We start from the raw sequence: 25,588 nt of genomic DNA, 5'->3' as shown, positions 1-25,588 counted from the left end.
CGCCATCGGTTCAGTGTGCACGAGAGGTATGCCGTGATCCAGGATGAAAAAGTCTGCGTCATTATCTCCGCGAAGAATGCGGAGAAAACGATTGGTCGCGCGGTGCGCTCGGCCCTTGCGGAGCCGGAGGTCGATGAGGTCGTGGTCGTGGACGACGGATCCGACGACCGCACGCTTGCGGCTGCCGCCGCAGCCGACGATACGACGCGACGGCTGAATATCATTCGCTTCCGCACGAACCGGGGACCTTCCGCAGCGCGTAACCATGCCATTGCGGTGTCCAGAGCGCCCCTGATCAGCATTCTCGACGCGGACGATTTCTTCTTTCCCGGCCGTTTCAAACGCATGCTCGCCTCCCCGGACTGGGACTTCATCGCCGACAACATCGCCTTCATCCCTGAGGGCGAGCTCACCCGGCAGCCGGACGATTTCGCGCCACGCCCACGCCGGCTCGGTCTTGCCGATTTCGTTCTCGGAAATATTTCCCGGCGTGGCGCACCGCGCGGCGAGCTCGGCTTCCTGAAGCCGGTCATGCGCCGTTCCTTCCTGGACACCCACGATCTCCGCTACCGCGAGGACATGCGCCTCGGCGAGGACTACGAACTTTATGTGCGCGCGCTGCTTGCGGGCGCCCGCTACACCGTTATCGAAAGCTGCGGCTATGGCGCGGTCGTTCGCGCCGATTCTCTGAGCGGCCAACACCGGACGAAGGATCTTGAAGCACTGTATCAGGCGGAGCGTGCGATCCTTGCTGCGGGTAACGTGCCGTACGAGGCGCAGAACGCCATGCGGCGCCATTGCCGCCAGATCCGCCGACGCCATGCGCTGCGTCATTTCCTCGACCGCAAGCGGGAGGGCGGCGCAGGTGCAGCCCTCACCTATGCACTTGAAAACCCCTTGGCAATGCCAGCCGTTGCCAGCGACATCCTGCGAGACAAACTGCAAGCCGCGCAACGCCGGATGCGATCGGAACCGCCAGTGAAGCAAGGCGGGTTGCGCTACCTGCTACCCGCCTCCGCCACGCGGTAGAAGTCTAGAGATAGTCGCGTCGCACGCCTTCCAGCACTGCATACAGGCGCTCCTTGCGCTCCCGCAGACGCGCATCTGCGCTGAGCTGCGGCTCAGCACGACTCGCTTGCCAGAGCGCCAACGTGGAGGGCGCGGCGAGCATCTGTTTTGCGGCAAGGCGAAGACCTGAACGGGGCGCAGCAACGGCAACGGCAACCGCGCCTTCCTCTGTACCGTGCCCTGCGCCATCGTAGTCGACACCCCAGAAGCGGGCGCCCTTGATGATGGCCTCGGCACGCGTCGAGATGGGAATGCGCCGGGCGGTCGGATCGACGCCAACCGTCGCAGCCCAGTCCCGCCACTTGAAACCATTGATGTTGGCCGAAGTGCTGACCGCCACCCACGGCACACGAAATGCATCCGCAAGAATGGCGCCGTGCATGGATTCGGCGACAATCAGCTCGCATTCGGCGATCTCGCGGATCACATCCTTCGCCTCGCCGCGCGGGTCGATGTAGTGCAAGCCTGCTGTGGCGCAAACGACCGGCCAGAGCCCTGCCACGGCCGATTCCCAATGGGGAACAAAGGCGCATTTGATGCGCTTCGGCCGGTTCGAGAATTCCGGCATGTCCGCGACGAGAACGGCCGGGTCGATGATGCCCAGCTCCGCCGGTACGCCGACCCTTGCGGCCGTCAGCGGACCGCGCACGCAGCGAACGTCCCACAGATCCCGGTCGCGCATGTCAGGCAGGGTTCCGTAGCCGAAACCGCTGCCGAGCACGAGCTTGCGCCCATCCTTGGGCAGGAGGGCATCGTTCAGCACGGTGCCGACACCGACGAGCAGCAAGTCGGCATGGACCTCCCGGAGCCCGGGCAACAGAAAATCCCATAGCCAGAGATTGAGGTCGTCACCGAAATTGCCGTGTTGCGATTCCCAGTAATAGGGCTTCATCCGTCTCTCCTTGTCGGGTCAGCGGGAGAACTTGCCGACGGCAAGTCCCACCGCGCTTGCGAGGATGCGCGGATCGCGCATCGCCCAGCGGGCCAGCATGTCGAATTGCGGCAGCTTGCGGTGCTTGACGCGTCGCGCCTGGCTCCAGAGCGCCTGCTGGCGGGCGGTCTGCTTGTAGGATCGCAGAGAGGCCACCTCGGCCGGGCGCTCGGCAAAACGCGTCTCCAGCCGGTCGAGCGCGACCCAGGTGTTGAACTGTTGATGCAGGAACTGGGGCGAGTCGTTGTCGATGCCGTGGAAGATGTTGACCCCCTCCCCGCGGACCGCACCGACCGCGCCGCTCAGCACCACCCGCCGGGCGGCAAGCACGCAGTCGCAGAAAAACAGCACGTCCTCCGCCGCGAGCCTCAGCGCCGCATCGAAGCGGATACGCTCGAACACCGGCCGGCCGATCACCATCGAGGAGAGATGCAGGAAGCTCCAGTTCTTCAACATGACCTGGGTGAGATCGGGAATTTCGATGAGAAGCGGATCGTCCAAAAGACGTATCACCGTCTCGGTCCTTGCGAGGTCCTCCACGCCGAAATGATAGTAGAACGCTTCGCCTCCCGTGATGGAGGCAAAGTAGCAATCCGCGGAAAACCCGGTCATCGCCGCATGGGCAATAGCGAGGTGATCGGGCGTCCAGATATCGTCCGAATCGAGGAAGGCCACGAAGTCGGTCGCGGCCGAAACGCTATCAAGCCCGGTATTGCGCGCGCCGCCCGGGCCCGCATTGTCCTGGCGCACGACGCGAACACGCGCCTGCTCATCCTCCGAAAAAGCGATCAGATCGCCATGGGGTGGGAAAGGCGATTCATCGTCTACGACAATGACATCGAAGTCATTGAATTTCTGAGCAAAAACAGACGTGAGCGCACGCCGCAGGATGCCCGGCTCCTTCTGGTAGAAGGGAATGATTACTGTCAGCTTCGCCATCTTTTCGTCCCTGTGGTTTCTCTAGAAAGAGGTTCGTCTGGTCTCCTCCCACCGGGGCGTGGCCGTTTCCGGCGCAGGCTTTTGTCTTCGTCGATGCTCCTTTTGAAGCAGGTTTCCGACATGTCCCAGTCCGTGAACGCGAAGTCGGTAACGCGAAATGTCGGCTGGAGCGTCTTATCCAAGACAAGCACATTCGGGCTTAAGTTTGTCACTGTGCCCATTCTTGCCCGACTGCTGACACCCGAAGAATTCGGCGCGGTTGCCGTGGCGCTGGCCGTCGTGCAGTTTTTGGCGATGATCGGCGGGGCCGGTCTCGCTTCGGCTCTCATTCTCGAGGCGAAGGAAGAATCCGAGACGATTCACTCGGTTTTCTGGGCCAATCTCGCCTTCGCCTTCCTTATGGCAGCTGGGCTCTATGTCTTCGCCGAGCCCCTGGCGGACTGGTTCGGCGCAGCGGACGCAGCATCGCTTCTGCGGCTTATGTGTTTGCTCATACCCCTGCAGCTCGCTGGCGACGTTGCCTATGCGCTTGTCGCCCGCCGCATGCAGTTCAGCCGGGATGCACTGTGGAGCATGATTTCCGAATCGATCGCGGCCATTGCGGCGGTGATCCTGGCATTTTCCGGTTTCGGCATCTTCGCGCTCGTTTGCCAGCTTTTTGTCGCCGGGGTGATCCGGCTTGTCGGCCTCTTCTTCGTTTCGCGCTATTTGCCGCGCCTGCAGTTTCGTCTGGCCAGCGTCGTTCGGCTGACACGCTTCAGCCTCGGGCTGATGGGCTCGGAGCTCGCCAATTTCGTCACCTTCCAGTCCCCCATGGTGGTGATATCGCGCTTCCTCGGCCTGGCCGATGCCGGCGCTTATTCGGCCGCCAATCGCTTTTCCAGCATTCCCAATCAGGTCGTGCTGTCGGGCGTGATGGGTGTCCTTTTTCCCGCCTTTAGCGCAATGATGCATGACCGCGAGCGCCGCTCGCAGGCGCTGATGCTGAGCACACAGGTCACGACCTTGCTGCTCGCGCCGATGATGTTCGGCCTCTGGGCAGTTGCCGAGCCGGCCATGCTGCTGCTTTTTGGCGCGCAATGGGCCTCCGCCTGGCCGGTGCTTGGGCTGCTGGCCATCTCCAAGGGACTGCTGACGCCGTGCAGCACCTTCATTCCCTATCTGAAGGGTTCCGGCCATGGCAGCGCATTGTTCTGGTGGGCGGTGGGTCGTGCGGCGGCAACCACCGCCGCCGTCGCCTACGGCGCCTATAACGGCACGCTCATCGAGGCGATGGTCGCGCTTTGCCTTGTCAACGCGGCGGTGCTCGTCGGCTATTCCTGGGTCGTATTCCGGGCCGATAGAACACCTTTCCTCTCCGGCTTCTACCAGTCGATCCGCCCCATGCTCACTGCCGCACTAATGGCGCTTGCAGTGCGTTATGCCCTCGACAACTATCTGTCGCCTGAGTTCCATCCCGCGCTGCAGGTCGTGATCGGCATCTTGCTCGGCGGCGCGATCTACGTTGCCCTCACGCTTCTTACAGAGCGGCCGTTGCTGCGAAAGCTGCTGGATCTGGTGCGTCGTCCCGGCGCCACATCGCCTGTCGGCCTGCCTTGAGGCCGCCCCAATTCATGGGCGATGCGCCGGAATAGTCGCTGATCCAAACCAAATCATCGCAGAAAATTGAAAAAAATTCCGGGCCGCTTGCACTCAAAAATTGCGTCTACATCAGTACATTCGAATAGCCTTCAAAGTATTGTTAAACGGGACTTCACATTTGTCTCACACGTATGTGAGCGTGTGTTTCTGACCGAATGCAATTTTGCACCCGATGCTGCGATGCAACCGTATTCGCCGGCAAATTTGCTGCGCCGCCACATTTTCTGCTGTCCCGTCGCGCAAACTCCTCTTCTCAGGCTTCGGTCTGTCCTTGTTCGAAGGCCGCCCGATGGGAACGGCGCACCAGAGGGGTGACGCAACCGTGCAAATCGACGCGACAGTCTCGGCACGCATCAATATGATGCGGATCGTGCTGATATCTGGGATCATCTTCGTGCATGTTCCCCACGATCCGGCAACGAGCCCCTATGCAGGCGCGTTCAGCGGCTTCGACTGGATGCGCGTCTTCCTGGGCGACAGCCTGTTCCGTATTGGCGTGCCCTGCCTTAGTGCCATATCCGGTTACCTGCTCTTTCATCGCGGCTTCGAAGCCTTCGATTATCGCAGGACACTGCGCAGCAAGGCATCGACGATCCTTCTGCCGTTCCTGCTCTGGAACATCGCGTTTCTCGCACTCGTCTATCTTGCCCAGACACGCGGCATCGGCTTCGGTTACCTGCCCGACCTCGTCAATGCGACGCCGCGTGAGGTGATGAACCTCTCCCTCGCCATTGAGAACTGGCCAATCAATATTCCGCTCTACTTCCTGCGGGATCTGCTTGTTTGCCTCATTCTCTCACCGGTGATCGCGCTTGCCGGCCTGCGCTATCCGCTCACGGTGCTCGGGCTGATGCTGGCCTATGCCGTGCTGCCGGTGCCCAGTGGCATTTTCCTCAAGAAATCCATTCTGTTCGGCTTCAGCTTCGGCGTCGCAATGGCGCTCCATCGCATCGATATCAAACGGATGGATCGTTTCGCTCTGCCCGTAGTCCTCTCCGTGCTTGCAATGGCGGTACTGCTTTCCGTTGCGCTCTACGCCTATGGTCCAGAGTTCCCCGTCTGGCTCAACATGCTCCGCGCCGTCACTGCTATCGCCGGTATCTTCGGCGCCTGGGCACTTTCGGCGCTCCTTGTCCGCACCGCCGCAGGCCAGAGGCTGGCGCAGCTTGGCGGACTGAGCTTCTGGATCTTCTGCGGGCACTATCCATTGCTCATCCTCTTCTGGATGGTCTGGAATCGGCTCGGCAGTCATGCCGATTACCCGCTGTTCTACGCTGCAAGTCCGCTGCTGGCCCTCGTCATCCTCTTTTCCACCCATGCGCTGGCACGGCGCTTTGCACCCGCATTGCACGCCATCCTTACCGGCCGCCGCATGGGCGATCGCAAACGGCCGCTGGCCGAACGCCCACACCCGCCGATGAAGCCCAACGGCTCCATCGCTCAACGGAGGTGATCATGACCATTCTGCTGAAACAGGCCATCGGGGCATCCGCCCTCCTCGCCACACTTGGCGGCGCAGGTCCCCTCGCCGCACAGGACGGGGCTTCCGGTACCTCTTTCGTCGAAGAGTTCGACCGACTCGACGCCGCCCGCTGGTACATCTCCGACGGCTGGGACAACGGGAAACATCAGAACTGCACATGGTCCAAGGACCAGGTGAGTGTCGAAGACGGAAGACTCCTGCTTTCCTTCGACGCCAAGCCCTCCGGCGAGCGCCAGTATGCCTGTGGCGAGGTGCAGACTGTCAAACGCTACGGCTACGGCACCTATGAGGTGCGCATGAAAACGGCCACCGGCGCGGGTCTCAACTCGGCCTTCTTCACCTATATCGGCCCGACTGATAAAAAACCGCATGACGAGATAGATTTCGAGGTTCTCGGCAAGGATACCAGTCGCGTCCAGCTCAACCAGTACATCGCCGGTAAGGGCGGCAACGAGAAACTCGTGCCCGTTCCCGGTGGCGCCGACAAAGGCTTCAACGACTATGCCTTCGTCTGGCAGAAGCAAAGCCTGCGCTATTATGTGAACGGCGCTTTGGTGCACGAGGTGACGGACCCGAAGAAGTTGCCCAACCACGCGCAGAAAATCTTCCTGTCGCTTTGGGGCACCGACACACTTTCCGACTGGATGGGGCGTTTTGCGTTTTCCGGCCCGACGCGGGTGGAAGTGGAGCGTCTCGCGTTCACCGCCGAAGGTGAGCCTTGCCAGTTCGACGGTTCCGTCGCCTGCCTGGTGAACTGAGCGGATGACGCCGATGCTCAGGGTCCTCTACCTCGTTCACGACCTTTCCGACCCTGCCGTGCGCCGACGGGTTCTCATGCTGCAGGCGGGCGGCTCGGAGGTGATGCTCGCAGGCTTCCGCCGCGGCGAAAACCGTTTCGCCGACATCGAGAGCATCACACCGCTGGAACTCGGCACCACCGCAGACGCCCGCTTTGCCCAGCGTCTGGTCGCGGTGGCCGGTGCGGTAGCGCGGCTGCCCCTGAAGCTGGCGGGCCTGCCGCAACCGGACGTGATCCTCGCCCGCAACCTCGAAATGCTGGTGCTGGCGCGGCGCGCCTCGGCGCACTTCGGCGCCGTCCCGATTGCCTATGAATGCCTCGATGTTCACCGCCTGATGCTGAAAACAGGCGCGGTGGGCCGGGTCCTGCGTAGGGCCGAGAGCTATTTCGGCGGCAACGCCGGCCTCGTCGTCACCAGCTCACCGGCCTTCATAGAACACTACTTCAAACCCCTTTCCGGCATCCGCGCGCCGATCCACTTGCTGGAGAACCGGGTGCTGGAGTTGGGCAGCCACGACACCCGCCCGCCGGAACGCGCCCGCCCGGACGGCGCACCGTGGCGCATTGGCTGGTTCGGCGCGATCCGCTGCCGAAAATCGCTTGACCTGCTTTGTGCGTTCACGCGACGCATGGAAGGACGTTTCGAGGTGGTGTTGCGCGGCCGGCCGGCCTACCGCGAATTCGACGATTTCGATGGCATCGTCAATCGAGAACCCTTCATCCGCTTCGAAGGCCCTTACCGCAACCCGGAGGACCTGTCGGCCATCTATGCCGAGGTGGATTTCACCTGGGCCATCGACTTCTTCGAAGAAGGCCAGAACTCGCAGTGGCTGCTGCCCAACCGCATCTATGAAGGTGGTCGGCACGGTGCCCTGCCCATCGTTCTCGACGGCACCGAAACCGCGCGCCTCGCCGCCCGGCACGGTATCGGCATTGCCCTTGCCGATGGCCGCCTCGAAACGCTCACCGAGCGCTTCGCCACATTCGGTGAAGATGCCTATCGAGCGCTCAACGCCCGCCTTGTCGCGCTTGGCACACGGCCCTGGGTCCTGGATCGCGCCGACTGCGCAGCCTTCGTCCAGCGCCTGGGCGCCTTGCGCCAGCCGGCAGGACTGGCGGCTCTTCCTCCCCTCCCGTCCCTCATCGCCAACAAGGTGGATTGCCATGAACGCTGATGCCGTCGCCTCGGTGCGTTGCCTGATCGTCATCCCCTGCCTCAACGAGGCGCCTTATCTCGAGCATCTGGTGCGCCAGCTCGAACCGACACTGGCCGGCCTTACTGCCACCCTCGTCGTCGTCGATGGCGGCAGCAGCGACGGCACGCGGGATATCGCTCGTCGCCTCGCGGTGGCGGTGCCCAACATGCACGTGCTCGACAATCCCAAACGCATCCAGAGCGCCGCAATCAACCTCGCCGTCGCGACCTTCGGCGCCGAACACGATTACCTCATCCGCATCGATGCCCATGGCACCTATCCGGACGACTACTGCCGCGTGCTGGTGGAGGAGGCGCTCGAAACCGGCGCGGATTCGGTCGTGGTTGCCATGCAGACGATCGGCTTCGGCACCTTTCAGAAGGCGACGGCCGTCGCGCAGAATTCCGTCCTCGGCAACGGCGGAGCCAAACACCGCGTCGGCGCCGAAAGCCACTGGACGGATCACGGCCATCACGCGCTGATGCGCATCGCCGCCTTCCGCGCCATTGGCGGGTACGACGAAGCGTTTACCGCCAACGAGGATGCCGAATACGACTACCGGCTCCATCGGGCGGGCTACCGTGTGTGGATGACCGCACGCACAAGCATGGTCTACTATCCAAGGGCCAGTGCCTTGCCGCTTTTCAGGCAGTATTTCGGCTACGGCCGCGGCCGGGCGAGAAACTTCCTGAAACACCGCTCGCGCCCGAGCGTCCGACAGATGCTGCCGCTGATGGTGGCGCCCGTCGCCGTCGGTGCGTTCCTTGCCGCCATCAACTGGATTGCCGCCGTGCCGTTCGTGCTCTGGGCTGCCGCTTGCATGGGCTATGGCGCGTGGATGGCGCTCAGCCAACGCAATCCATATGGCCCGCTCGCCGCCGTTTCCGCCATGATCATGCATTTCGCGTGGTCGGCAGGATTCTGGCGCGAGGTGCTGGATCCGCGCCAGCGGAGGGCCCTTGCATGACGGCTCCTATTCGCATCGACATCGCCATCTGCACATTTCGGCGCACCGCACTGACGGAAACACTCACCTCACTCTCGCAGCTGATCGTTCCGGCGGGCGTACGCCTCGGCATCATTGTCGCCGACAACGACGTGGAGCCGAGCGCCCGCGATCGCGTCGAAGCCGCGATGCCAATGCTTCCGGCCAGCATCCTTTATGTGCACTGCCCCGCTGGAAATATCTCCATCGCCCGCAACGCCTGCCTCGAACACAGTGATGCCGACTTCATCGCCTTCGTCGATGACGACGAGACGGTGGAGCCCCTCTGGCTGGACGCGCTGCTCGCCGCCGCAGGAAAACGTCGCGCCGACGTGGTGCTTGGCCCCGTGCGCGCGCTCTACGGGCAAGGCGCGCCGGACTGGATGCGTGAGGGCGATTTCCACGCCACGCGTCCCGTCTGGGTGAACGGCGAAATTCGCACCGGATATACCTGCAACGTCCTGATGCGTCGTGCCGCGCCGTCTATCGCTGGCCGGCGCTTCGATCTTGCGCTGGGCCGTAGCGGCGGTGAGGACACCGCCTTCTTCAGCGCGGTTCATGCCGAAGGCGGGCACATCGCCTTTGCCGAGGAGGCCTGGGTGAAGGAAATCGTTCCGGCGGAGCGTGCCTGCCTCTCCTGGCTGGCGCGCCGGAGGCTGCGCATGGGGCAGACCCATGGCCGGCTTCTCGCTGCGCGCCATGAAGGTGCATCGCGCCTGAGCGCGGCCGCGCTGGCCGCTGCGAAAAGCGCTGTCTGCTTTGCGGGTGCGACGGCCTTCGCCTTCTCCCCTGTACGCCGTAACCGCTTCTTCTTGCGCGGTCTTCTTCATGCTGGCGCGATCGGCGGTCTGTTCGGTGCACGCGCCATCGAGCCCTATGGAAATCTGGAGGCGGTGCAATGACCACTCCCGATGTCAGCGTCGTGATCGCCGCATATAACGCGGCCGACACGATCAAGAGAGCCGTAGGCAGTGCCCTGGCGCAGGATGGCGTATCGGTAGAGGTAATCGTTGCCGACGACTGCTCGACCGACGCGACACGCCAAATCGTCACCACACTGGGCGAGCCGGCCGTGAAGCTTTTATCGCTCGACTGCAACGGCGGACCCGGCGCAGCGCGCAATGCCGGCTTTGCCACCGCGCGCGGCCGCTGGATCGCAGTTCTCGATGCCGATGACACGATGCGGCCGGGCCGTCTTGCCCGCATGATCGGTGCAGCGGAAAGCGCGGGTGCGGTAGCGGCAGTCGATAATCTTGATGTGCTGCATGCGGATGGCCGCACGGAGCGGATGTTTCCGCAAAGCCTCCTTGCTGCCATGCCCGGCCTGACATTGCCGGCATTCATCGAATCCAACCGGATTTTTCGCAGCACGCACAATTTCGGCTACATGAAACCGGTCTTCCGCCGCGCCTTCCTGCGGGAAAACCGACTCACCTACGACGAGGCCCTGCGCATCGGCGAAGATTATCTTCTGCTCGCCGCCGTGCTTGCTTCGGATGGCCGCTGCACGGTCGTCCCGGAGGCGGGTTATCTCTACCATATCCGCGAAAGCTCGATTTCCCGCGTGCTGCACCTCCACCATGTCGATGGCATGCTGGCTGGCGATCGTCGGCTTCTCGCACGCTTCCCGTTTTCGGGCGAAGCCGCCGCCGCGCAGCGTCGGCGCACGCGCAACCTCATGGAAACGCGCGCCTTTCTGGCACTCGTCCAACACCTCAAGAACCGTTCGTTCGGCGCTGCCGCCAAGGTAGCGCTTGGCGATCCGCGTGCTCTGCGGCATCTCGCGATGCCGATCGCTGCCCGTTGGCGCCGCCTGACCGCGCCGCCGATCCACCGCAAGACGGCCGCGCCCCGCGCGGCCTCAGCTCCCCCGACAGCGCAGGAACTCGCGCTCAAGAACAAAGGATAATGCCATGGTGCGAACCAAGACCGTCCGCAAGGCTGTCATTCCCGTCGCCGGCAACGGAACCCGATTCCTGCCGGCCACAAAGGCCATGCCCAAGGAAATGTTGACCATCGTCGACCGCCCCGTCGTGCAGTATGCGCTCGACGAGGCCCGCGAGGCCGGCATCGAACATATCGTTTTCGTCACCAGCCGCAACAAGCAGGTCATCGAAGATCATTTCGACGACACGCCGGAGCTCATCTCTTCGCTCGAACGATCCGGCAAGAACGACAAGGTCAGCGAGCTCTCCCGCCTTCTGCCAACCGCCGGCTCGGTGAGCTTCACCCGCCAGCAGGCGCCGCTAGGCCTCGGCCATGCCGTCTGGTGTGCACGCGACCTTATCGGCGACGAGCCCTTCGCGCTGCTTCTGCCCGACATGATTTCTTTCGGCGTGCGCGGCTGCCTGGCGGGCTTGATGGAGCTTTACGGCGAAGTCGGCGGCAATGTCGTCGGTGTCGAACAATGCGCACCTGAGGATGCCTCGCAATATGGCATCGTCGGTAGAGGTGCGGCCGTGCGTCACGGCTTTGCCGTAACCCATATGGTGGAAAAGCCGAAAGCCGGCGAAGCGCCGTCAAATCTCTTCCTCAACGGCCGCTACATTCTCCAGCCGGAGATCTTCGGCCATCTCGCTCGACAGCAGCGCGGCGCAGGCAACGAGATCCAGTTGACCGACAGCATGCTGGAACTTTCCAGGGGCCAGCCCTTCCACGCCCATCCCTATGAGGGACGGACCTATGATTGCGGCTCCAAGCACGGCTTCATCGAGGCCAATGTCGCCTTCGCGCTCGCTCGTCCGGATATCGGAGGCGCCGTCTATGAATCCCTGCGCGACATGATGTCGTCGCACGAGGGCCGGATTCGCGCGGCATAATCTCGTGTCTCCGGGCCAAGAGCGGTCCGGAGACATGTCGGGGAGGAAAGCATCCATCGCGCCGAAAGGCAGAACGGAGCCCCATGCATCAACGTACGGTAACGCAAAGCCGCATTCTTCACAGGGAACCGGACCCGTCCGATTCTTTCATCGACCTCAATCGCCTGATGACGATCCTCGTTCGCAGGGCGCGCCTGATTGCCCTTTCGGTCGCGGTCGCCGTCGCGCTCGCTGTCGCCTATCTGGTGTTCGCGACACCGATTTATACGTCGATGACGCAGATCCTGCTCGATGAAGATCTGTCGCGTTATGCCGAGGAGAGCGAGCCTTCGCCCCAAAGCAGCCAACAGGTCGACATGCGTATCGCAAGCGCCGTCGAAATTCTGAAGTCGGGGCGGCTGGCGCTGCGCGTGGTCGATGACCTCAAGCTGGCCGACAATGAAACCGTTCTCAACCCGCCGCAGTCGCCCGTCGCGACCGTCAAGGGCTGGGCGAAGTCGCTCGCCTCGCTTGGTTCCTCCGGCCCGGAAGCCTCGCAGGAGGCGCTTGCAAAGGGACGCCGCGATAAGGCGGCCAGCATTCTGCAGCAGTCATTGGCCGTGGAGCGCGTTTCCCGCAGCGCCGTGCTTGCCGTTTCTTTCCGCTCGACAGACCCCCAGCTAGCGGCCGCCGTTACCCGGCGCTATTCCGAGGCCTTTTTCGAAGACCAGCTCAGCGCCAATTTCACGGCGACGGAACAGGCCTCGACCTGGCTGCAGGAGCGCCTTACCGACATTCAGACCCGCGCGCAGGACGCCGCCCTGGAAGTCGAACGTTACCGCAGCGAGAACGGTCTCACCACCGCCCGCGGCGAACTGATGTCCGAACAGCAGCTTGCCGACCTCAACAGCCAGCTCATCCTCGCCCAGGCCGATGCTGCAAGCGCCTCTGCCCGTTACGCCCAGTTCCGGGCCATCGTCGATCAGGGACCGGACAAGGCCATCGACAATGCCTCCATCCCGACGCAGCAGACGGGTGGCTCGGTGCTGCAGGATTTGCGAGAACGCTACAATTCCGTCGTGAAACGCGCGCAGGACATCACGCAGAATTTCGGAGCAGACCATCCACAGGCCATCGCGCTGCGCGCCGAGAAGGAAAATCTCGCCGGGCAGATCTACCGCGAACTCCAGCAACTGACAGCGAGCTTCCGCAACGAATACGAAGTTTCCCGTTCACGCGAAGTTTCGCTGCGGGAGAGCATCCGGAAGGTCACCGGCAGCAATGCCGATGCGAACCTTTCCTCCGTGCACCTGCGTGAGCTGGAGCAGAAGGCAACGGCGCTGAAGGCGCTTTCGGAATCCTATCTCGCCCGTTACGAGCAGGCCTCTCAGAAACAGTCCTTCCCGATCCCCAAGGCGCGGGTGATCTCCGACGCCGGTGTGCCGACATCCGCCTCCAGCCCCAACAAGACCATGGTGCTCGGCCTTGCCGCTGTGCTCGGCCTGATGGCCGGCGGTGCACTGACCTTCGTGCAGGAAATGCGCGAACGCGCCTTCCGTCTCGAAAGCGACATACGCTCCATCCTTGAACTGAAGCCGCTCGGCTACCTGCCGCTCATCGGCGGTACAAGGAAAGGCAGACCCGCGACGATTGGCGCCCAGGCAGTGAAGTCGGAGTCCGGACCAGGCAGCCCTACCGGGGAAGACGGCGAGGAGAACGTTCCGCTCGAGCGGATGACGCGCGTCGTTCTCGATGCGCCCCGCTCGGTCTTCGCCGAAACCCTGCGCAACGCCAAGCTGATCAGCGACATGACAATCCTGAGCAAGAATCGCGTGATCGGCGTGACCTCGGCCCTGCCGGGGGAAGGCAAATCAACCGTTGCGATCAATTTTGCAGCCCTTCTTGCTGCGAGCGGCAGAAGGACGCTGCTGATCGACGCCGATATGCGCAGGCCGAGCCTGGGTGCGATCATGAAGCCGGCACCGCAGGCGGGTCTCGTAGAAGCCCTTATGGGAACCATTTCGTGGGGCCAGGCCGTGAAGACCGACCGGCAATCCCAGCTCTCCATGCTGCCGATTGCAGTCCAGCCCGGCGGCGCCTGCGCACCCCACGTCAACGACCTCATCTCCTCGCCAGCCATGCAACAACTCATCGAGGAAGCACGCCAGGCCTTCGACTATGTCATCGTAGACCTGCCCCCGCTGGCCCCCGTCATCGATGCCAAGGCTTTCGAGCCACTGGCCGACGGCTTCCTGTTCGTCGTCGAATGGGGTCGCACCCCCGCGAACCTGGTGCGCGACCTCCTCGCCGCCGAAAGCCGCATCGATGCAAAAACCATCGGCGTCATCCTCAACAAGACGGACATGGACACATTGCCCCGCTACAGCGATGCCGGTACGGCCGAAAAGTACCGCGACCTTTATCAACAGTACTACGTCGACCAGATGCGCGGTGGCACGCGCCAGTGATGGCGCGCCGCCGCGCATTCCCCATCTCGGCCACCTTCCATCAGCGTTCAAGGCTGTTGGCGGGCGGGCCGGTTGCGTCCGCAAGCCAGCGACAGCTCGAGACGTTCCAGCACCGCCAGCCGCAGGCAATCCTCGATCCCCTCGGCGAGGGCACATCGGCGTCACACGGATAGCACAGGTCCGCGCGGAACGTTCCGGAAGGTAGGTAGGGATCTCGCACCAGGAAAGCGATGCTCCCGTCGCGCGGCAGGCTGACGTTGCGGTCTCTGAGCAATCTACTTTCGCAGAATAGCAGCGCCCATAAAAGCGCTGCCTGCCTACGATCCTACTTCCGTGGATAAGGCCATCGCCAATTCTGGATCTCGGGCATGTCCTCGCCGAATTCGCGCACATAGGCGTGATGCTCGGCAAGCTTGCCCTTCAGCGCGTCTACCATAGACACCGACCTTTCGCCCGGAACCGGCAAGCGCTCGATGGCCTCGATGGCGAGGTGATATCGATCGAGCTCGTTCATTACTGCCATGTCGAAGGGCGTCGTCGTCGTGCCCTTCTCGATGAAGCCACTTACGTGGAAGTTCGGATGGTTGGTGCGTTTGTAGACCAGGCGGTGGATGAGATAGGGATAGCCGTGATAGGCGAAGACCACCGGCCGGTCGCGCGTGAAGATCCGGTCGAAATCCGCATCGGGAAGCCCATGCGGATGGTGACGCGGCGATTGCAGCGCCATCAGGTCCACCACATTGACGACGCGGACACGCAAATGCGGCAGCGCCTCGCGCAGGAGAGCGACGGCGGCAAGCGTCTCCATTGTCGGCACGTCGCCTGCGCAGGCCATCACGATATCGGGGCTGAGCCCCTCTTCCGTGCCCGCCCAGTCCCATATGCCAATCCCGGCCTCACAGTGGTGTACCGCCTCCGCCATCGTCAGCCATTGGGGCGCCGGCTGCTTTCCGGCGACGATGACGTTGATGCGGTTCCATGTCTTCAGGCAATGATCGCCGACCCAAAGCAGCGTGTTGGCATCCGGCGGCAGATAAACGCGCACAATATCGGCGCCTTTGTTGGCGACGAGATCAACGAAGCCCGGATCCTGGTGTGAGAAGCCGTTATGGTCCTGGCGCCAGACATGGGAGGTGAGCAGGTAGTTGAGCGAGGAGACCGGCTTTCGCCAGGGCAGTTCGCGCGCCACCTTCAGCCACTTCGCATGCTGGTTGAACATCGAATCCACGATGTGAATGAAGGCTTCATAGCAGGAGAAGAAGCCATGGCGGCCGGTCAGCAGATAGCCTTCCAGCCAGCCTTGGCAGAGATGCTCGCTCAGTACTTCCATCACGCGGCCCTGAGGCGCCAGATGATCGTCGGTCGAGAGCGTCTCAGCCATCCAAACGCGATCCGTCGCCTCGAAGACGCTGCCGAGCCGGTTCGACGCCGTTTCGTCCGGGCCGAAGACGCGAAAATTGCTCTCCGCCGCATTCAGCCGGATAACATCGCGCAGGTAGTCACCAAGAACCTTCGTCGCCTGCGCATCCATGGACCCCGGATCGTCGACGGCAACCGCATAGTCGTTGATATCAGGGGTGCGCAGTTCCTTGCGCAAAGCGCCGCCATTGGCGTGACGAGTGGCGCCCATGCGGCGCTCACCCTTAGGTGCGAGCGCGCGCAGCTCCGGCTTCAGGCGACCACTTCCATCAAAGAGGTCGTCCGGCCCGTAGCTGCGCATCCAGGCTTCGAGAATATCGCGATGGCCGGCATTCGAGCGGCATTCCGAAACGGGCACCTGATGCGAACGCCAATGGCCCTCGACCATCTTGCCGTCCACCTCCTTCGGTCCCGTCCAGCCCTTTGGACTGCGCAGCACGATCATCGGCCAGCGCGGTCGGCGGGCCGGGTCGGCCTTGGCCGCCGCGCGAATAGCTGCGATGCGGTCGAAGGCGGTGTCGAGAGCGGCAGCCATGTCGCGGTGCATAGCCTGCGGCTCTTGGCCCTCCACGAAGATCGGGTCGTAGCCGTAACCCTTGAAGAGATGGGCAAGTTCCTCGTCCGGCAGGCGCGCCAGTACGGTCGGATTGGCGATCTTGTAGCCATTGAGATGCAGGATCGGCAGCACCGTGCCGTCACAGACCGGGCTGAGGAACTTGTTGGAATGCCAGGCGGCGGCGAGCGGCCCCGTCTCGGCTTCGCCGTCGCCCACAACGCAGGCGACAACAAGACCGGGATTGTCGAACGCTGCGCCATAGGCGTGCACAAGTGCGTAGCCGAGCTCCCCGCCCTCATGGATCGATCCGGGCGTTTCGGGAGCCGCATGGCTTGGAATGCCGCCGGGAAATGAGAATTGGCGGAAAAGCTTTTTCAGCCCTGCCTCGTCCTCGCCGATCTCGGGATAGATCTCGGAATACGTGCCCTCGAGATAGGTGTTGGCCACCATGCCCGGACCGCCATGGCCGGGGCCGCAGATATAGAGAATCTCGGCATCCCTTGCCCGGATGATCCGGTTGAGATGGGCATAGATGAAATTGAGCCCGGGTGTCGTGCCCCAATGGCCAAGAAGTCGGGGCTTCACGTGCTCAGCCTTCAAAGGTTCTCGCAGCAGAGGATTGTCCATCAAATAGATCTGCCCGACGGACAAATAGTTGGCTGCGCGCCAATAGCGATCGAGCAGCGCCAAGTCCTCGGTGTTCGGATCGTTCGCCATGGCATTTCTCCAAGTCACGTGTGTGGGATGTCAACGTATGCTCGCCCGGCTTGACCCGGCTGCGCGGATATCGATTGCGGCAATAAAACCGCAAGCGACCGACGGCTGCCAACGCCGCGAGCGTCGATAGTGATGCATGCTAGGCGATTTCGCGCGCTTAAACTTGATCTGCGTCAAGGGGAGCCGGCGACGCGCTCTCTAAGGTGCCCGACAATGAGCCATCCGGCCATGGGACTTGATGCAAAAAGCGGTTACCTTGCAGATACAAGACCACGCAAACGCTCTGAAGAATACGACCCGCGATATTTTGCACAGGTGAACAGCCGATGGACGACTTCCTTCGCAACCGGACTTTTGGCGAACTTCAGCCGGGCGACACCGCATCCATCGTCCATCTTGTTGGACGCGACGACATCGAGCTTTTTGCCGCTGTCTCCGGCGATCACAATCCGGCCCATCTGGATGCCGCCTTCGCAAAGACCGGCCTCTTCGGGCACATCGTTGCACACGGCATGTGGACAGCTGCCCTCATCTCCGCCGTGCTCGGCACGCGCCTGCCGGGGCCAGGGACGATCTATCTCGGTCAGGACCTGCAGTTCCTCAAACCCGTCATGCCTGGCGATACGGTCACCGCAACCGTCACAGTGAAGGAGAAGCAGCCGCAGAAGCGCATTGTCCTGCTCGATACCATCTGCACCAATCTCCAGGGCGAGATCGTGCTGAAGGGAACCGCGAAGGTCATTGCGCCCGAGCACAGGATCGAATGGCCGCGCACGCAGCTGCCCGACATATCGTTGAGACGGCACGACCGCTACGAAGCCCTCGTGAAGCGGGCGCGGGACCTTCCGCCATTGCGCGCCGCGATCGTGCACCCCTGCTCGGCCGCGGCCATCACCGGCGCGCTGGAAGCGCGCGACGCCGGTCTGTTGGAGCCAGTCCTGATCGGGCCGGAGGCGAAAATTCTTGCTGCCGCGGAGGCGGCGCAGGTCTCTCTCGAAGGCGTGGAGATCATTTCGGTCGCGCACAGCCATGCCGCGGCCGAGCGCGCCGTTGAAATTGCCGTTTCCGGCAGCGTGTCCGTCCTGGTCAAGGGCAGCCTTCACACGGACGAGTTGCTGAGCGCCGTCGTGGCACCGGGCTCGGGTCTTCGAACCGAAAGGCGCATCAGCCACGTCTACGCGATGGACATTCCGGCCTATGGCAAGCCTCTCATCGTCACAGACGCCGCCATCAACATCCAGCCGACGCTGGAGCACAAGCGTGACATCTGTCAGAACGCTGTCGATCTGCTGCACCGGCTGGGCATGGAGGAGCCAAGGGTGGCGGTGCTTGCGGCGGTGGAGACCGTGAACCCAAAAATGCCATCGACGCTCGATGCCGCAGCGCTGACCGTGATGGCGGCGCGTGGGCAGATCACCGGTGCGTGCGTCGACGGCCCGCTCGCCTTCGACAATGCCATCAGCATGGATGCCGCGCGCACCAAGGGCATAGTCTCGCCCGTCGCGGGACAGGCAGACATCCTTCTGGTGCCGGATCTCGAGGCCGGAAACATGCTGGCCAAGCAGCTCATCTATTTCGCCGGTGCGACGGCGGCTGGCCTGGTGCTCGGCGCACGAGTGCCTATTGTCCTGACCAGCCGCGCCGATCCGCTCTCTGCCCGCATTGCCTCGGCCGCCCTCGCCAAGATAGTCGCCGCACCGCATGTAGCGGAGGTATTGCGCGCATGAGCAGGAAGACGCTTCTGACCTTCAATGCGGGCTCCTCCACGGTGAAGATCGGGCTGTTCGCGCTTGGCTCCGATGGCCCCGCCCGGATCGCCCGCGGCGTGATCGACTTCCGCCATACACCCCTGACGTTACACGTGGACGCGGGTGAAACCAGTCTCGATTTCACATTGGATTCCCAGCCGCAGGCGGATTTGAGCGGCATCCTTGCCGAGACCTTCGCAACCTTCAGCCGCCATTTCGATATCGGCAAGGTCGCAGCGGCCGGTCACCGCGTCGTGCATGGCGGCGACCGCTTTGACGGCGCTGTTCGTCTCGATGCGGACAGTATCGCGGCCATCGAGGCGTTGACGGTGCTCGCCCCACTCCATCAGCCACAGAGCCTGCGCCTGATCCACGCCGTTGAACGCGTTCGGCCAGGCCTGCCGCAAACGGCCTCCTTTGATACAGCCTTCCATCGCACGAACGATACGCTCGTGCGCCGTTTCGCCATTCCGCGTGCGCTATATGACAGTGGCATCAAGCGCTATGGTTTTCATGGCCTGTCATACAAGTTCATAGCCGGCGAGTTGGCCCGCGTCGCGCCGGAAAACGCCGGCGGCAGAGTGGTGGTTGCACATCTCGGCAGTGGCGCGAGCCTGTGCGGTCTGCATGATGGTCGAAGTCGCGACACAAGCATGGGGTTTTCAACGCTCGACGGCATTCCGATGGCGACGCGGTGCGGCACGATCGACCCGGGCGTGCTGCTGCATCTGCTGATGCGCGAGCAACAAACGCCAGCGGCGCTGGAAGATTTCCTCTATCACAAGTGCGGGCTGCTCGGCGTTTCCGGCATCAGCGCTGATAGCCGCGACCTGCTGGAAAGCGATGCCTTGGCGGCAAAAGAGGCGATCGACCTTTTCACCTTCCGCGTCGCTGGAGAGATCGCCCGGCTGGCCGCCACGCTTGGCGGTCTCGACACCCTGGTCTTCACAGCCGGCGTCGGTGAAAACCAGCCGAAAATCCGAGCCGGCGTGTGCGATCGGCTCGGCTGGCTTGGTCTTTGTCTTGATCACGCCGCAAACGCCGCAAACACCACCCTCATTAGCGATCCCGCAAGCCGCATTGCCGCCTTTGTCATCGCCACGGACGAAGAGCAGGTGATCGCCGAAGAAGCGGTCGCGATGCTGGAGACCAGCTAGCGGCGGGCAAAAAACGGCGACCGTCCCGATGAATGTAATCCTGTCGGAGCAGGCCGGCCTTGCGCTGTGTCAATGCGCGACCAGCCATTCGGATGGAAAATCCCGCGAGTTTATCATGCAGATTTCAACGGCGATGTCGGGGAACGTGTGCCCTGACTTTTGCCGAGCGTCCCCTAATCGCTCGTGGTGAACGAGCATCCATCGATGGAGGGCCTGCAATGAGAATCCGAGAGATGACGCACAGCGAATGCATCGCGATGGTTGCGAAGTACCATCTGGCGCGACTGGCCTGCGCGAAGGATAACGTCCCTTATGTCGTCCCGATTCATTATGCGCATTCAGGCATCCATCTCTATGCGTTTTCGATGCCGGGCAAGAAGCTTGATTTTCTCCGTGCCAACCCCCGCGCCTGCGTGCTGGTCGAAGCACTGGAAGGCAGGCATCGATGGAAGAGCGTGGTGCTGGACGTCGTATTCCATGAGCTTCAAAATACCGCCGAGCGGGACAGTGAGTGCCTTAAGGCGTGGTCACTTCTGTCCGATGACGTAGACTGGTGGGAGCCTGGCGCACTCAAGCCAAAACCCCTAGCGACCGTTGCGGTTTCCCCGCACGTGTTCTTCGATCTGGCGATCATCGAGACGAGCGGACGCGAAGCCACCGCCTAGGTCAGGCCCGCCCCGCGTGATACGACGGTTTACCTGAGTGCTCTGAGCGCATTGAGGATCACGGCCACGTCGATCACTTCCTGCAGGAATGCACCTTCGACGGGCTGCAGATATCCGAACGCCGCCGCAACCATCGCGGCGATGGAGAGCGCCAAGCCTGCCGATACGCTTTGCAACGCGATCCGGCGGCTACGCCGCGCGATTGCGATGGCCTTCGCGAGAGGACCAAGCTCGTCCACCAGAAGCACGACCCCGGCAGCTTCGGATGAGGAAGCCGTGCCGCGTGCACCCATGGCAACACCGATATCAGCGGCAGCGAGCGCGGGTGCGTCGTTGACGCCATCGCCCACCATCATCACCGTACCATTGCGCGCTTCCGCCCTGACGGCCGCCACCTTGCCTTCCGGCGTCAGCTCTCCCAGCACGGCGTCCATGCCCAGCTCCGCCCCGACAGCGCGCGCGATTTCCGCGCGGTCGCCCGATGCGAGCACGATCTTGCGGATGCCCGCCTCACGCAGGGCATCGAGCATGGATCGTGCGTCGGCGCGAATCTGATCGCGCAGGACGATTATGCCGGCCAGCTTTCCGTCAATCGCCACGGCCACTGTCAGCGAGGTTAGCGTAGCCGGCGTCGCCAGGGATCGAGGATCATCGCAACCCGATATTCGCCGTACGAAACTGCTTCCGCCAACGACCACCGTCTTCGCGTCCACCCGACCCTCTATCCCGGTTCCGGGCGTTTCCTTTACCGCCTCGGGTTTGGAGAGACGGAGCCCCCTGTCGATCGCGGCTCGAACCAACGTCGCCGCAACGACATGGCCGGACGCTTGGTCAAGACCCGCGGCGGCCGTCAGAACATCGTCTGCCGAAAAGCCTGACGTGGTCCTGATATCTATAACGTCCGCCTGCCCGTGAGTCAGTGTACCCGTCTTGTCGAGGATCGCCGTTTGCACCCGTGCCAGCGTTTCCAGCATGCCGCCGTTTTTCACGAGAACACCGTTCTTTGCGGCGCGTGACATGCCAGAAATGATGGCGACCGGCACCGCAAGGATAAGCGGACAGGGTGTCGCTACGACCAGAACGGCAAGCGCCCGGATTGGATCGCCCGTTAGATACCAGGCACCACTGGCCATGGCGATCGTCAGGAGAAGAAAGCCCATGGCAAAACGGTCCGCGAGGCGGACCATTGGCGCCCGACTGGCCTGTGCCGCCTCGACAAGATGTACAATGCGGGCGTAGGTACTCTCGGCAGCGATGCGGCTTGCCACGAGGTCGAAGGGCGCGCCGACGCACGTGGCGCCGCTGAGCGCCTCGGCCCCTTGTGTGACCCGCTGGGGCAACGGCTCCCCCGTCAAAGCCGCCATGTCAAGCGTGGCCGCCTCACCGGAGACGACCCCGTCGATGGGTATGACTTCGCCTTGCCGGATGAGGAGGCGGTCGCCTGGCCCTATCTGCGAGATCGCGATCTCCTCCAGCCCCGATGCGGTGTAACGCATGGCGGAATGCGAGACGCGCCCCATCAGGGCCGTCATCTCCCGGCGTGCCCGTCCCTCGGCAAAGGCCTCCAGAAGTTGTCCGCCGGCATACATCAGACCGACGACGTTTCCGGCAAGCGGCTCGCCGAACGCAATCGCCGCGGACATAGACAGGGCCGCGACGATATCGAGCCCGACATCGCCCCTGCGCAACGCGCCGAAAATCTGAACGAGCAAGCTGACGAGGACAGCAAGTGTCGCAGCCGTCCAGACAAGACCGGCATCGTCGAAACCCCGCCATGACAGAACCAGACCGACGAGCAATCCACCTGACGCGATCCCGACGAGAATCATGCTTGAATGCTTGTGCCAGATCCTTCCGCTTATTTGGGGCACGTCGTCGTCTCCCTTGGCATGATGCCGGATGAAGGTCTCTGCCATGCATAAGCTAAAAACAAGCACGCCCGCCTTGCGGAAGATCAAGTGCGGCACTTCCAGGATTTGACGCGGATCAATAACGCGCGCCCGGCTTCGGCGCTGAATGCAGTATGCCGTTCAGGCGCATTAACCTGAATAACCTGGATCGAAATCGATGAGAGATGCGCCGTGTTGCCCATTGAATCACCGGCTTCAAAGCATCAGCCGGCCGGCCGCCGACGGCAAACCGGAGGTGAGGTGACGTCGAAAGACCATAGTCTACATCTTGTTGACAACCTATATATTTCCATTATTCTGGATTTATGGATACTACATCTGCGATAGCGGCGCTAGGCGCCTTGGCCCAGACCACGCGCTTGGAGACCTTCCGGCTTCTCGTTCGGCACGAACCCAATGGCATCGCAGCGGGTGAACTTGCCCGCCTGATCGAGGTGCCGCAAAATACCATGTCGGCGCATCTCGCTACGCTTTCGCGGGCAGGCTTGATAACGAGCGAACGACAGAGCCGGTCGATCATCTATCGAGCAGACCTCAACGGCCTGAGGGAATTGAGCCTGTTTCTTCTGAAGGATTGCTGTGGCGGATCGACGGAGCTTTGCGCTCCGCTCATCGCCGAGTTGACGCCCTGCTGCGTGCCGGAGGCGAATTTGTCATGAGTGCCTTCAGGTTGGACCAAATTGAGGTCAACGACGCCGGCCTCACGGCAGCCTTGACGGACGCGCGTCGTCCAACTTCGGAGATCGAGGTACGGCGCACCGTCGCTCAGGCTGCGCGAGACCTCGAGAACCGGATCGCAGCTCCCGTCAACTTGCCACTGGCGTTCATCATTCACATGGCGCTCGAAACGAAGGTTCGCCGGATTGGCGCGATTGAAGGTTCGACTTCGCCACAAGGAAAATCCGTCTGATGTCCACGTTCGAGCGTTTTCTGACGATCTGGGTGTTCCTTTGCATCATAGCCGGTGTCGCCCTCGGCCATCTCATGCCTGGCTTTTTTCAGATTATCGGCGCAGCCGAGGTCGCCAAGGTGAACATTCCTGTTGCCCTCCTGATATGGCTGATGATCATTCCGATGCTGCTCAAGATCGACTTTCGATCTCTGGCGCAGGTCAGCACCTACTGGCGCGGCATCGGCGTGACCTTGTTCATAAACTGGGCCGTCAAGCCATTCTCGATGGCGCTGCTCGGCTGGCTGTTCATCGGCTGGCTGTTCCGCCCCTACCTGCCAGCCGACCAGATAGACTCCTACATCGCCGGGCTGATTATCCTCGCTGCGGCTCCCTGCACGGCTATGGTGTTCGTCTGGAGCAACCTGACACGCGGGGAGCCGTTGTTCACGCTGTCGCAAGTTGCACTGAATGATGGCATCATGGTCGTCGCATTCGCTCCGATTGTCGGCCTCCTGCTCGGTCTTTCGGCCATTACCGTGCCGTGGGACACGCTCGTCCTCTCCGTCGCCCTGTACATCGTCGTGCCAGTCATTATCGCCCAGATCATCCGCCTCTTTCTCACGGCTGACGGTACAACGCGGGCGCTGGATGGCTTGCTGGCAAAATTGCAGCCGATCTCACTGGTGTCGCTTCTTGCGACTCTGGTTCTGCTCTTCGCCTTTCAGGGCGAGCAGATCATTGCCCAGCCTGCCGTCATCGGCCTGCTCGCCGTACCGATCCTGATCCAGGTCTACCTGAACTCCGGGTTAGCGTATCTGCTCAATCGTATGACCGGCGAACGGCATTGCGTTGCCGGCCCTTCGGCCCTGATTGGCGCCAGCAACTTCTTCGAGCTTGCGGTTGCCGCTGCCATCAGCTTGTTTGGCTTCCAGTCTGGCGCAGCACTCGCCACCGTCGTCGGCGTGCTCATCGAGGTGCCGGTGATGCTTTCGGTCGTGTGGATCGTGAACCGCTCGAAGGATTGGTATGAAGCCGCTCCCGCCGTTTCCCGAAACGCTATCACCGAAAGGCGCTGACCATGGATGTCACCATCTACCACAATCCTTCCTGCGGAACGTCGCGAAACACGCTGGCACTCATCCGCGCTGCCGGGATCGAGCCTGCTGTCGTCGAGTATTTGAAGAACCCGCCGACACGCGATCAGCTTGCGACGATGATCCCGGATGCCGGGCTCACGGTCCGGGAAGCCATTCGCCAGAAAGGTACGCCCTATGCCGAACTCGGTCTGGACAACCCTGACCTGACCGACAGCCAGTTACTTGACGCGATGATCGAGACACCGATCCTCATTAATCGCCCCTTTGTCGTAACTCCGCTCGGCACCCGGCTCGCCCGCCCGTCCGAGGTCGCCCTGGACATTCTGCCAAGCAGCTTCAAAGGGTCGTTCTTCAAGGAGGACGGTGAACAGATCCTCGATCAGGAAGGACAGCGCATTGCCTGATACCCTCCCAGCATTGCAGGAAGAACATCTGAATTCGACCGATCTCGATGCTCTACGCCCAACACTTTCGACGCATAAGCCACGTATCCTGATCCTCTACGGCTCGCTTCGCGAGGTCTCCTATAGCCGCCTGCTCGCGTTCGAGGTTAGCCGGCTGCTCGAGCGGCTCGGATGCGAAATTCGCATGTTCGACCCGAAAGGCCTGCCGTTGCCAGATGAAGCGCCGGCGAGCGATCCGAAGGTCCAGGAGCTGCGCGAGCTCTCGCAATGGTCGGAGGGGCAGGTCTGGGTGAGCCCTGAACGCCATGGCGCGATGACAGGCATCATGAAATCCCAGATCGACTGGATCCCGCTTTCGGTCGGATCCGTGCGGCCAACACAGGGCAAGACGCTCGCCGTCATGGCGGTCTCCGGCGGTAGCCAGTCCTTCAATGCCGTAAATCAGATACGTATTCTCGGCCGCTGGATGCGGATGATCACCATTCCCAACCAGTCCTCTGTCGCCAAAGCCTACCAGGAATTCGATGCCGATGGTCGAATGAAGCCATCATCCTACTACGACAGGGTGGTCGATGTCTGTGAGGAGCTAGTGAAGTTCACTATCCTCACCCGCGACGCTTCTGCCTATCTCACCGACCGCTATAGCGAGCGGAAGGAGCAGGCGGCCGAGCTTGAGAAGCACGTATCGCTACACTCGATTTAACAGGCTCACAGT

General features: G+C 62.4%; 22 protein-coding genes. 18 read left to right on the top strand and 4 right to left on the bottom strand.

Going from position 1 to position 25,588, the window contains the following annotated elements:
• The first annotated feature begins 33 nt into the window (after window positions 1-33).
• Window positions 34-1,029 carry a glycosyltransferase gene (locus tag MNR02_RS21915; RefSeq protein ID WP_241949855.1) on the top strand — a complete coding sequence of 332 codons (996 nt, stop codon included), beginning with the start codon at window positions 34-36 and terminating at the stop codon, window positions 1,027-1,029.
• 4 nt (window positions 1,030-1,033) lie between these two features.
• On the opposite strand, the gene MNR02_RS21910 is transcribed toward MNR02_RS21915, so the two are convergent.
• Together MNR02_RS21910 and MNR02_RS21905 are read right to left on the bottom strand one after the other, a co-directional pair.
• Complete coding sequence (locus MNR02_RS21910) at window positions 1,034-1,960, bottom strand: polysaccharide pyruvyl transferase family protein (protein WP_241949854.1); 927 nt, start codon at window positions 1,958-1,960, stop codon at window positions 1,034-1,036.
• Window positions 1,961-1,978: 18 nt separating this feature from the next.
• A complete protein-coding gene (locus tag MNR02_RS21905; RefSeq protein ID WP_241949853.1) occupies window positions 1,979-2,938 on the bottom strand; it encodes a glycosyltransferase family 2 protein in 960 nt (319 codons plus the stop codon).
• A gap of 120 nt (window positions 2,939-3,058) precedes the next feature.
• Here MNR02_RS21905 and MNR02_RS21900 point away from each other — a divergent pair, with 120 nt between their 5' ends.
• The 9 genes from MNR02_RS21900 to MNR02_RS21860 all read left to right on the top strand — a co-directional run bounded on the left by MNR02_RS21900 (window position 3,059) and on the right by MNR02_RS21860 (window position 14,308).
• Window positions 3,059-4,537, top strand: a complete 1,479-nt coding sequence (locus MNR02_RS21900) for a lipopolysaccharide biosynthesis protein (protein WP_241949852.1) — start codon at window positions 3,059-3,061, stop codon at window positions 4,535-4,537.
• A 370-nt stretch (window positions 4,538-4,907) separates the two neighbouring features.
• Window positions 4,908-6,032, top strand: coding sequence for an acyltransferase (locus MNR02_RS21895; RefSeq protein WP_241949877.1), 1,125 nt, complete (start codon window positions 4,908-4,910; stop codon window positions 6,030-6,032).
• A gap of 2 nt (window positions 6,033-6,034) precedes the next feature.
• Entirely contained in the window at window positions 6,035-6,820 is a 786-nt protein-coding gene (locus MNR02_RS21890; RefSeq protein WP_241949851.1) for a glycoside hydrolase family 16 protein, read from the top strand.
• A gap of 13 nt (window positions 6,821-6,833) precedes the next feature.
• The gene (locus MNR02_RS21885; protein WP_241949850.1) at window positions 6,834-8,036 is read left to right on the top strand and encodes a glycosyl transferase family 1; all 1,203 of its coding nucleotides are present in this window, start codon (window positions 6,834-6,836) and stop codon (window positions 8,034-8,036) included.
• Window positions 8,026-9,024 (top strand): glycosyltransferase family 2 protein, encoded by a 999-nt coding sequence (locus MNR02_RS21880; RefSeq protein ID WP_241949849.1) that lies wholly within the window; start codon window positions 8,026-8,028, stop codon window positions 9,022-9,024. The genes MNR02_RS21885 and MNR02_RS21880 overlap by 11 nt, the downstream gene beginning before the upstream one ends.
• A complete protein-coding gene (locus MNR02_RS21875; protein ID WP_241949848.1) occupies window positions 9,021-9,944 on the top strand; it encodes a glycosyltransferase family 2 protein in 924 nt (307 codons plus the stop codon). The genes MNR02_RS21880 and MNR02_RS21875 overlap by 4 nt, the downstream gene beginning before the upstream one ends.
• Window positions 9,941-10,951: a glycosyltransferase family 2 protein gene (locus MNR02_RS21870; protein WP_241949847.1), complete on the top strand. Its 1,011-nt coding sequence runs from the start codon at window positions 9,941-9,943 to the stop codon at window positions 10,949-10,951. The genes MNR02_RS21875 and MNR02_RS21870 overlap by 4 nt, the downstream gene beginning before the upstream one ends.
• A gap of 4 nt (window positions 10,952-10,955) precedes the next feature.
• Entirely contained in the window at window positions 10,956-11,861 is a 906-nt protein-coding gene (locus MNR02_RS21865) for a UTP--glucose-1-phosphate uridylyltransferase (protein WP_241949846.1), read from the top strand.
• Window positions 11,862-11,944: 83 nt separating this feature from the next.
• Complete coding sequence (locus MNR02_RS21860) at window positions 11,945-14,308, top strand: polysaccharide biosynthesis tyrosine autokinase (RefSeq protein ID WP_241949845.1); 2,364 nt, start codon at window positions 11,945-11,947, stop codon at window positions 14,306-14,308.
• A 325-nt stretch (window positions 14,309-14,633) separates the two neighbouring features.
• Here MNR02_RS21860 and MNR02_RS21855 read toward each other — a convergent pair whose 3' ends face one another.
• Window positions 14,634-17,000, bottom strand: a complete 2,367-nt coding sequence (locus tag MNR02_RS21855) for a phosphoketolase (protein WP_241949844.1) — start codon at window positions 16,998-17,000, stop codon at window positions 14,634-14,636.
• A 326-nt stretch (window positions 17,001-17,326) separates the two neighbouring features.
• Here MNR02_RS21855 and MNR02_RS21850 point away from each other — a divergent pair, with 326 nt between their 5' ends.
• The 3 genes from MNR02_RS21850 (at window position 17,327) to MNR02_RS21840 (ending at window position 20,570) form a co-directional block, all read left to right on the top strand.
• Complete coding sequence (locus tag MNR02_RS21850; protein ID WP_241949843.1) at window positions 17,327-18,727, top strand: bifunctional enoyl-CoA hydratase/phosphate acetyltransferase; 1,401 nt, start codon at window positions 17,327-17,329, stop codon at window positions 18,725-18,727.
• Window positions 18,724-19,905: an acetate/propionate family kinase gene (locus MNR02_RS21845; RefSeq protein ID WP_241949842.1), complete on the top strand. Its 1,182-nt coding sequence runs from the start codon at window positions 18,724-18,726 to the stop codon at window positions 19,903-19,905. Before MNR02_RS21850 ends, MNR02_RS21845 begins: the two co-directional genes overlap by 4 nt.
• A gap of 233 nt (window positions 19,906-20,138) precedes the next feature.
• Entirely contained in the window at window positions 20,139-20,570 is a 432-nt protein-coding gene (locus MNR02_RS21840; protein ID WP_241949841.1) for a pyridoxamine 5'-phosphate oxidase family protein, read from the top strand.
• A gap of 29 nt (window positions 20,571-20,599) precedes the next feature.
• On the opposite strand, the gene MNR02_RS21835 is transcribed toward MNR02_RS21840, so the two are convergent.
• The gene (locus MNR02_RS21835) at window positions 20,600-22,399 is read right to left on the bottom strand and encodes a heavy metal translocating P-type ATPase (protein WP_241949840.1); all 1,800 of its coding nucleotides are present in this window, start codon (window positions 22,397-22,399) and stop codon (window positions 20,600-20,602) included.
• A gap of 386 nt (window positions 22,400-22,785) precedes the next feature.
• Between MNR02_RS21835 and MNR02_RS21830 the strand changes: the two genes are divergently transcribed.
• From MNR02_RS21830 to arsH, 5 genes are read left to right on the top strand one after another with little or no spacing between them, the layout of a single operon-like run.
• The gene (locus tag MNR02_RS21830) at window positions 22,786-23,139 is read left to right on the top strand and encodes a helix-turn-helix transcriptional regulator (RefSeq protein ID WP_241949839.1); all 354 of its coding nucleotides are present in this window, start codon (window positions 22,786-22,788) and stop codon (window positions 23,137-23,139) included.
• Window positions 23,136-23,390 carry a hypothetical protein gene (locus tag MNR02_RS21825; protein WP_241949838.1) on the top strand — a complete coding sequence of 85 codons (255 nt, stop codon included), beginning with the start codon at window positions 23,136-23,138 and terminating at the stop codon, window positions 23,388-23,390. The genes MNR02_RS21830 and MNR02_RS21825 overlap by 4 nt, the downstream gene beginning before the upstream one ends.
• On the top strand, window positions 23,390-24,448 hold the full coding sequence (gene arsB / locus MNR02_RS21820) for an ACR3 family arsenite efflux transporter (RefSeq protein ID WP_241949837.1): 1,059 nt from the start codon (window positions 23,390-23,392) through the stop codon (window positions 24,446-24,448). The genes MNR02_RS21825 and arsB overlap by 1 nt, the downstream gene beginning before the upstream one ends.
• Window positions 24,449-24,450: 2 nt before the next feature.
• On the top strand, window positions 24,451-24,873 hold the full coding sequence (gene arsC / locus MNR02_RS21815) for an arsenate reductase (glutaredoxin) (protein ID WP_241949836.1): 423 nt from the start codon (window positions 24,451-24,453) through the stop codon (window positions 24,871-24,873).
• Entirely contained in the window at window positions 24,848-25,576 is a 729-nt protein-coding gene (arsH, locus tag MNR02_RS21810) for an arsenical resistance protein ArsH (RefSeq protein WP_305854570.1), read from the top strand. The genes arsC and arsH overlap by 26 nt, the downstream gene beginning before the upstream one ends.
• The last annotated feature ends 12 nt before the right edge of the window (window positions 25,577-25,588 follow it).

It is taken from the genome of Shinella sp. H4-D48, from assembly GCF_022637395.1.
In the GTDB taxonomy this organism is placed as follows: Bacteria; Pseudomonadota; Alphaproteobacteria; order Rhizobiales; family Rhizobiaceae; genus Shinella; species Shinella sedimenti.
Note: the sequence above shows the minus strand (reverse complement) of the source record. Positions and strands in the feature narration are given on the sequence as shown.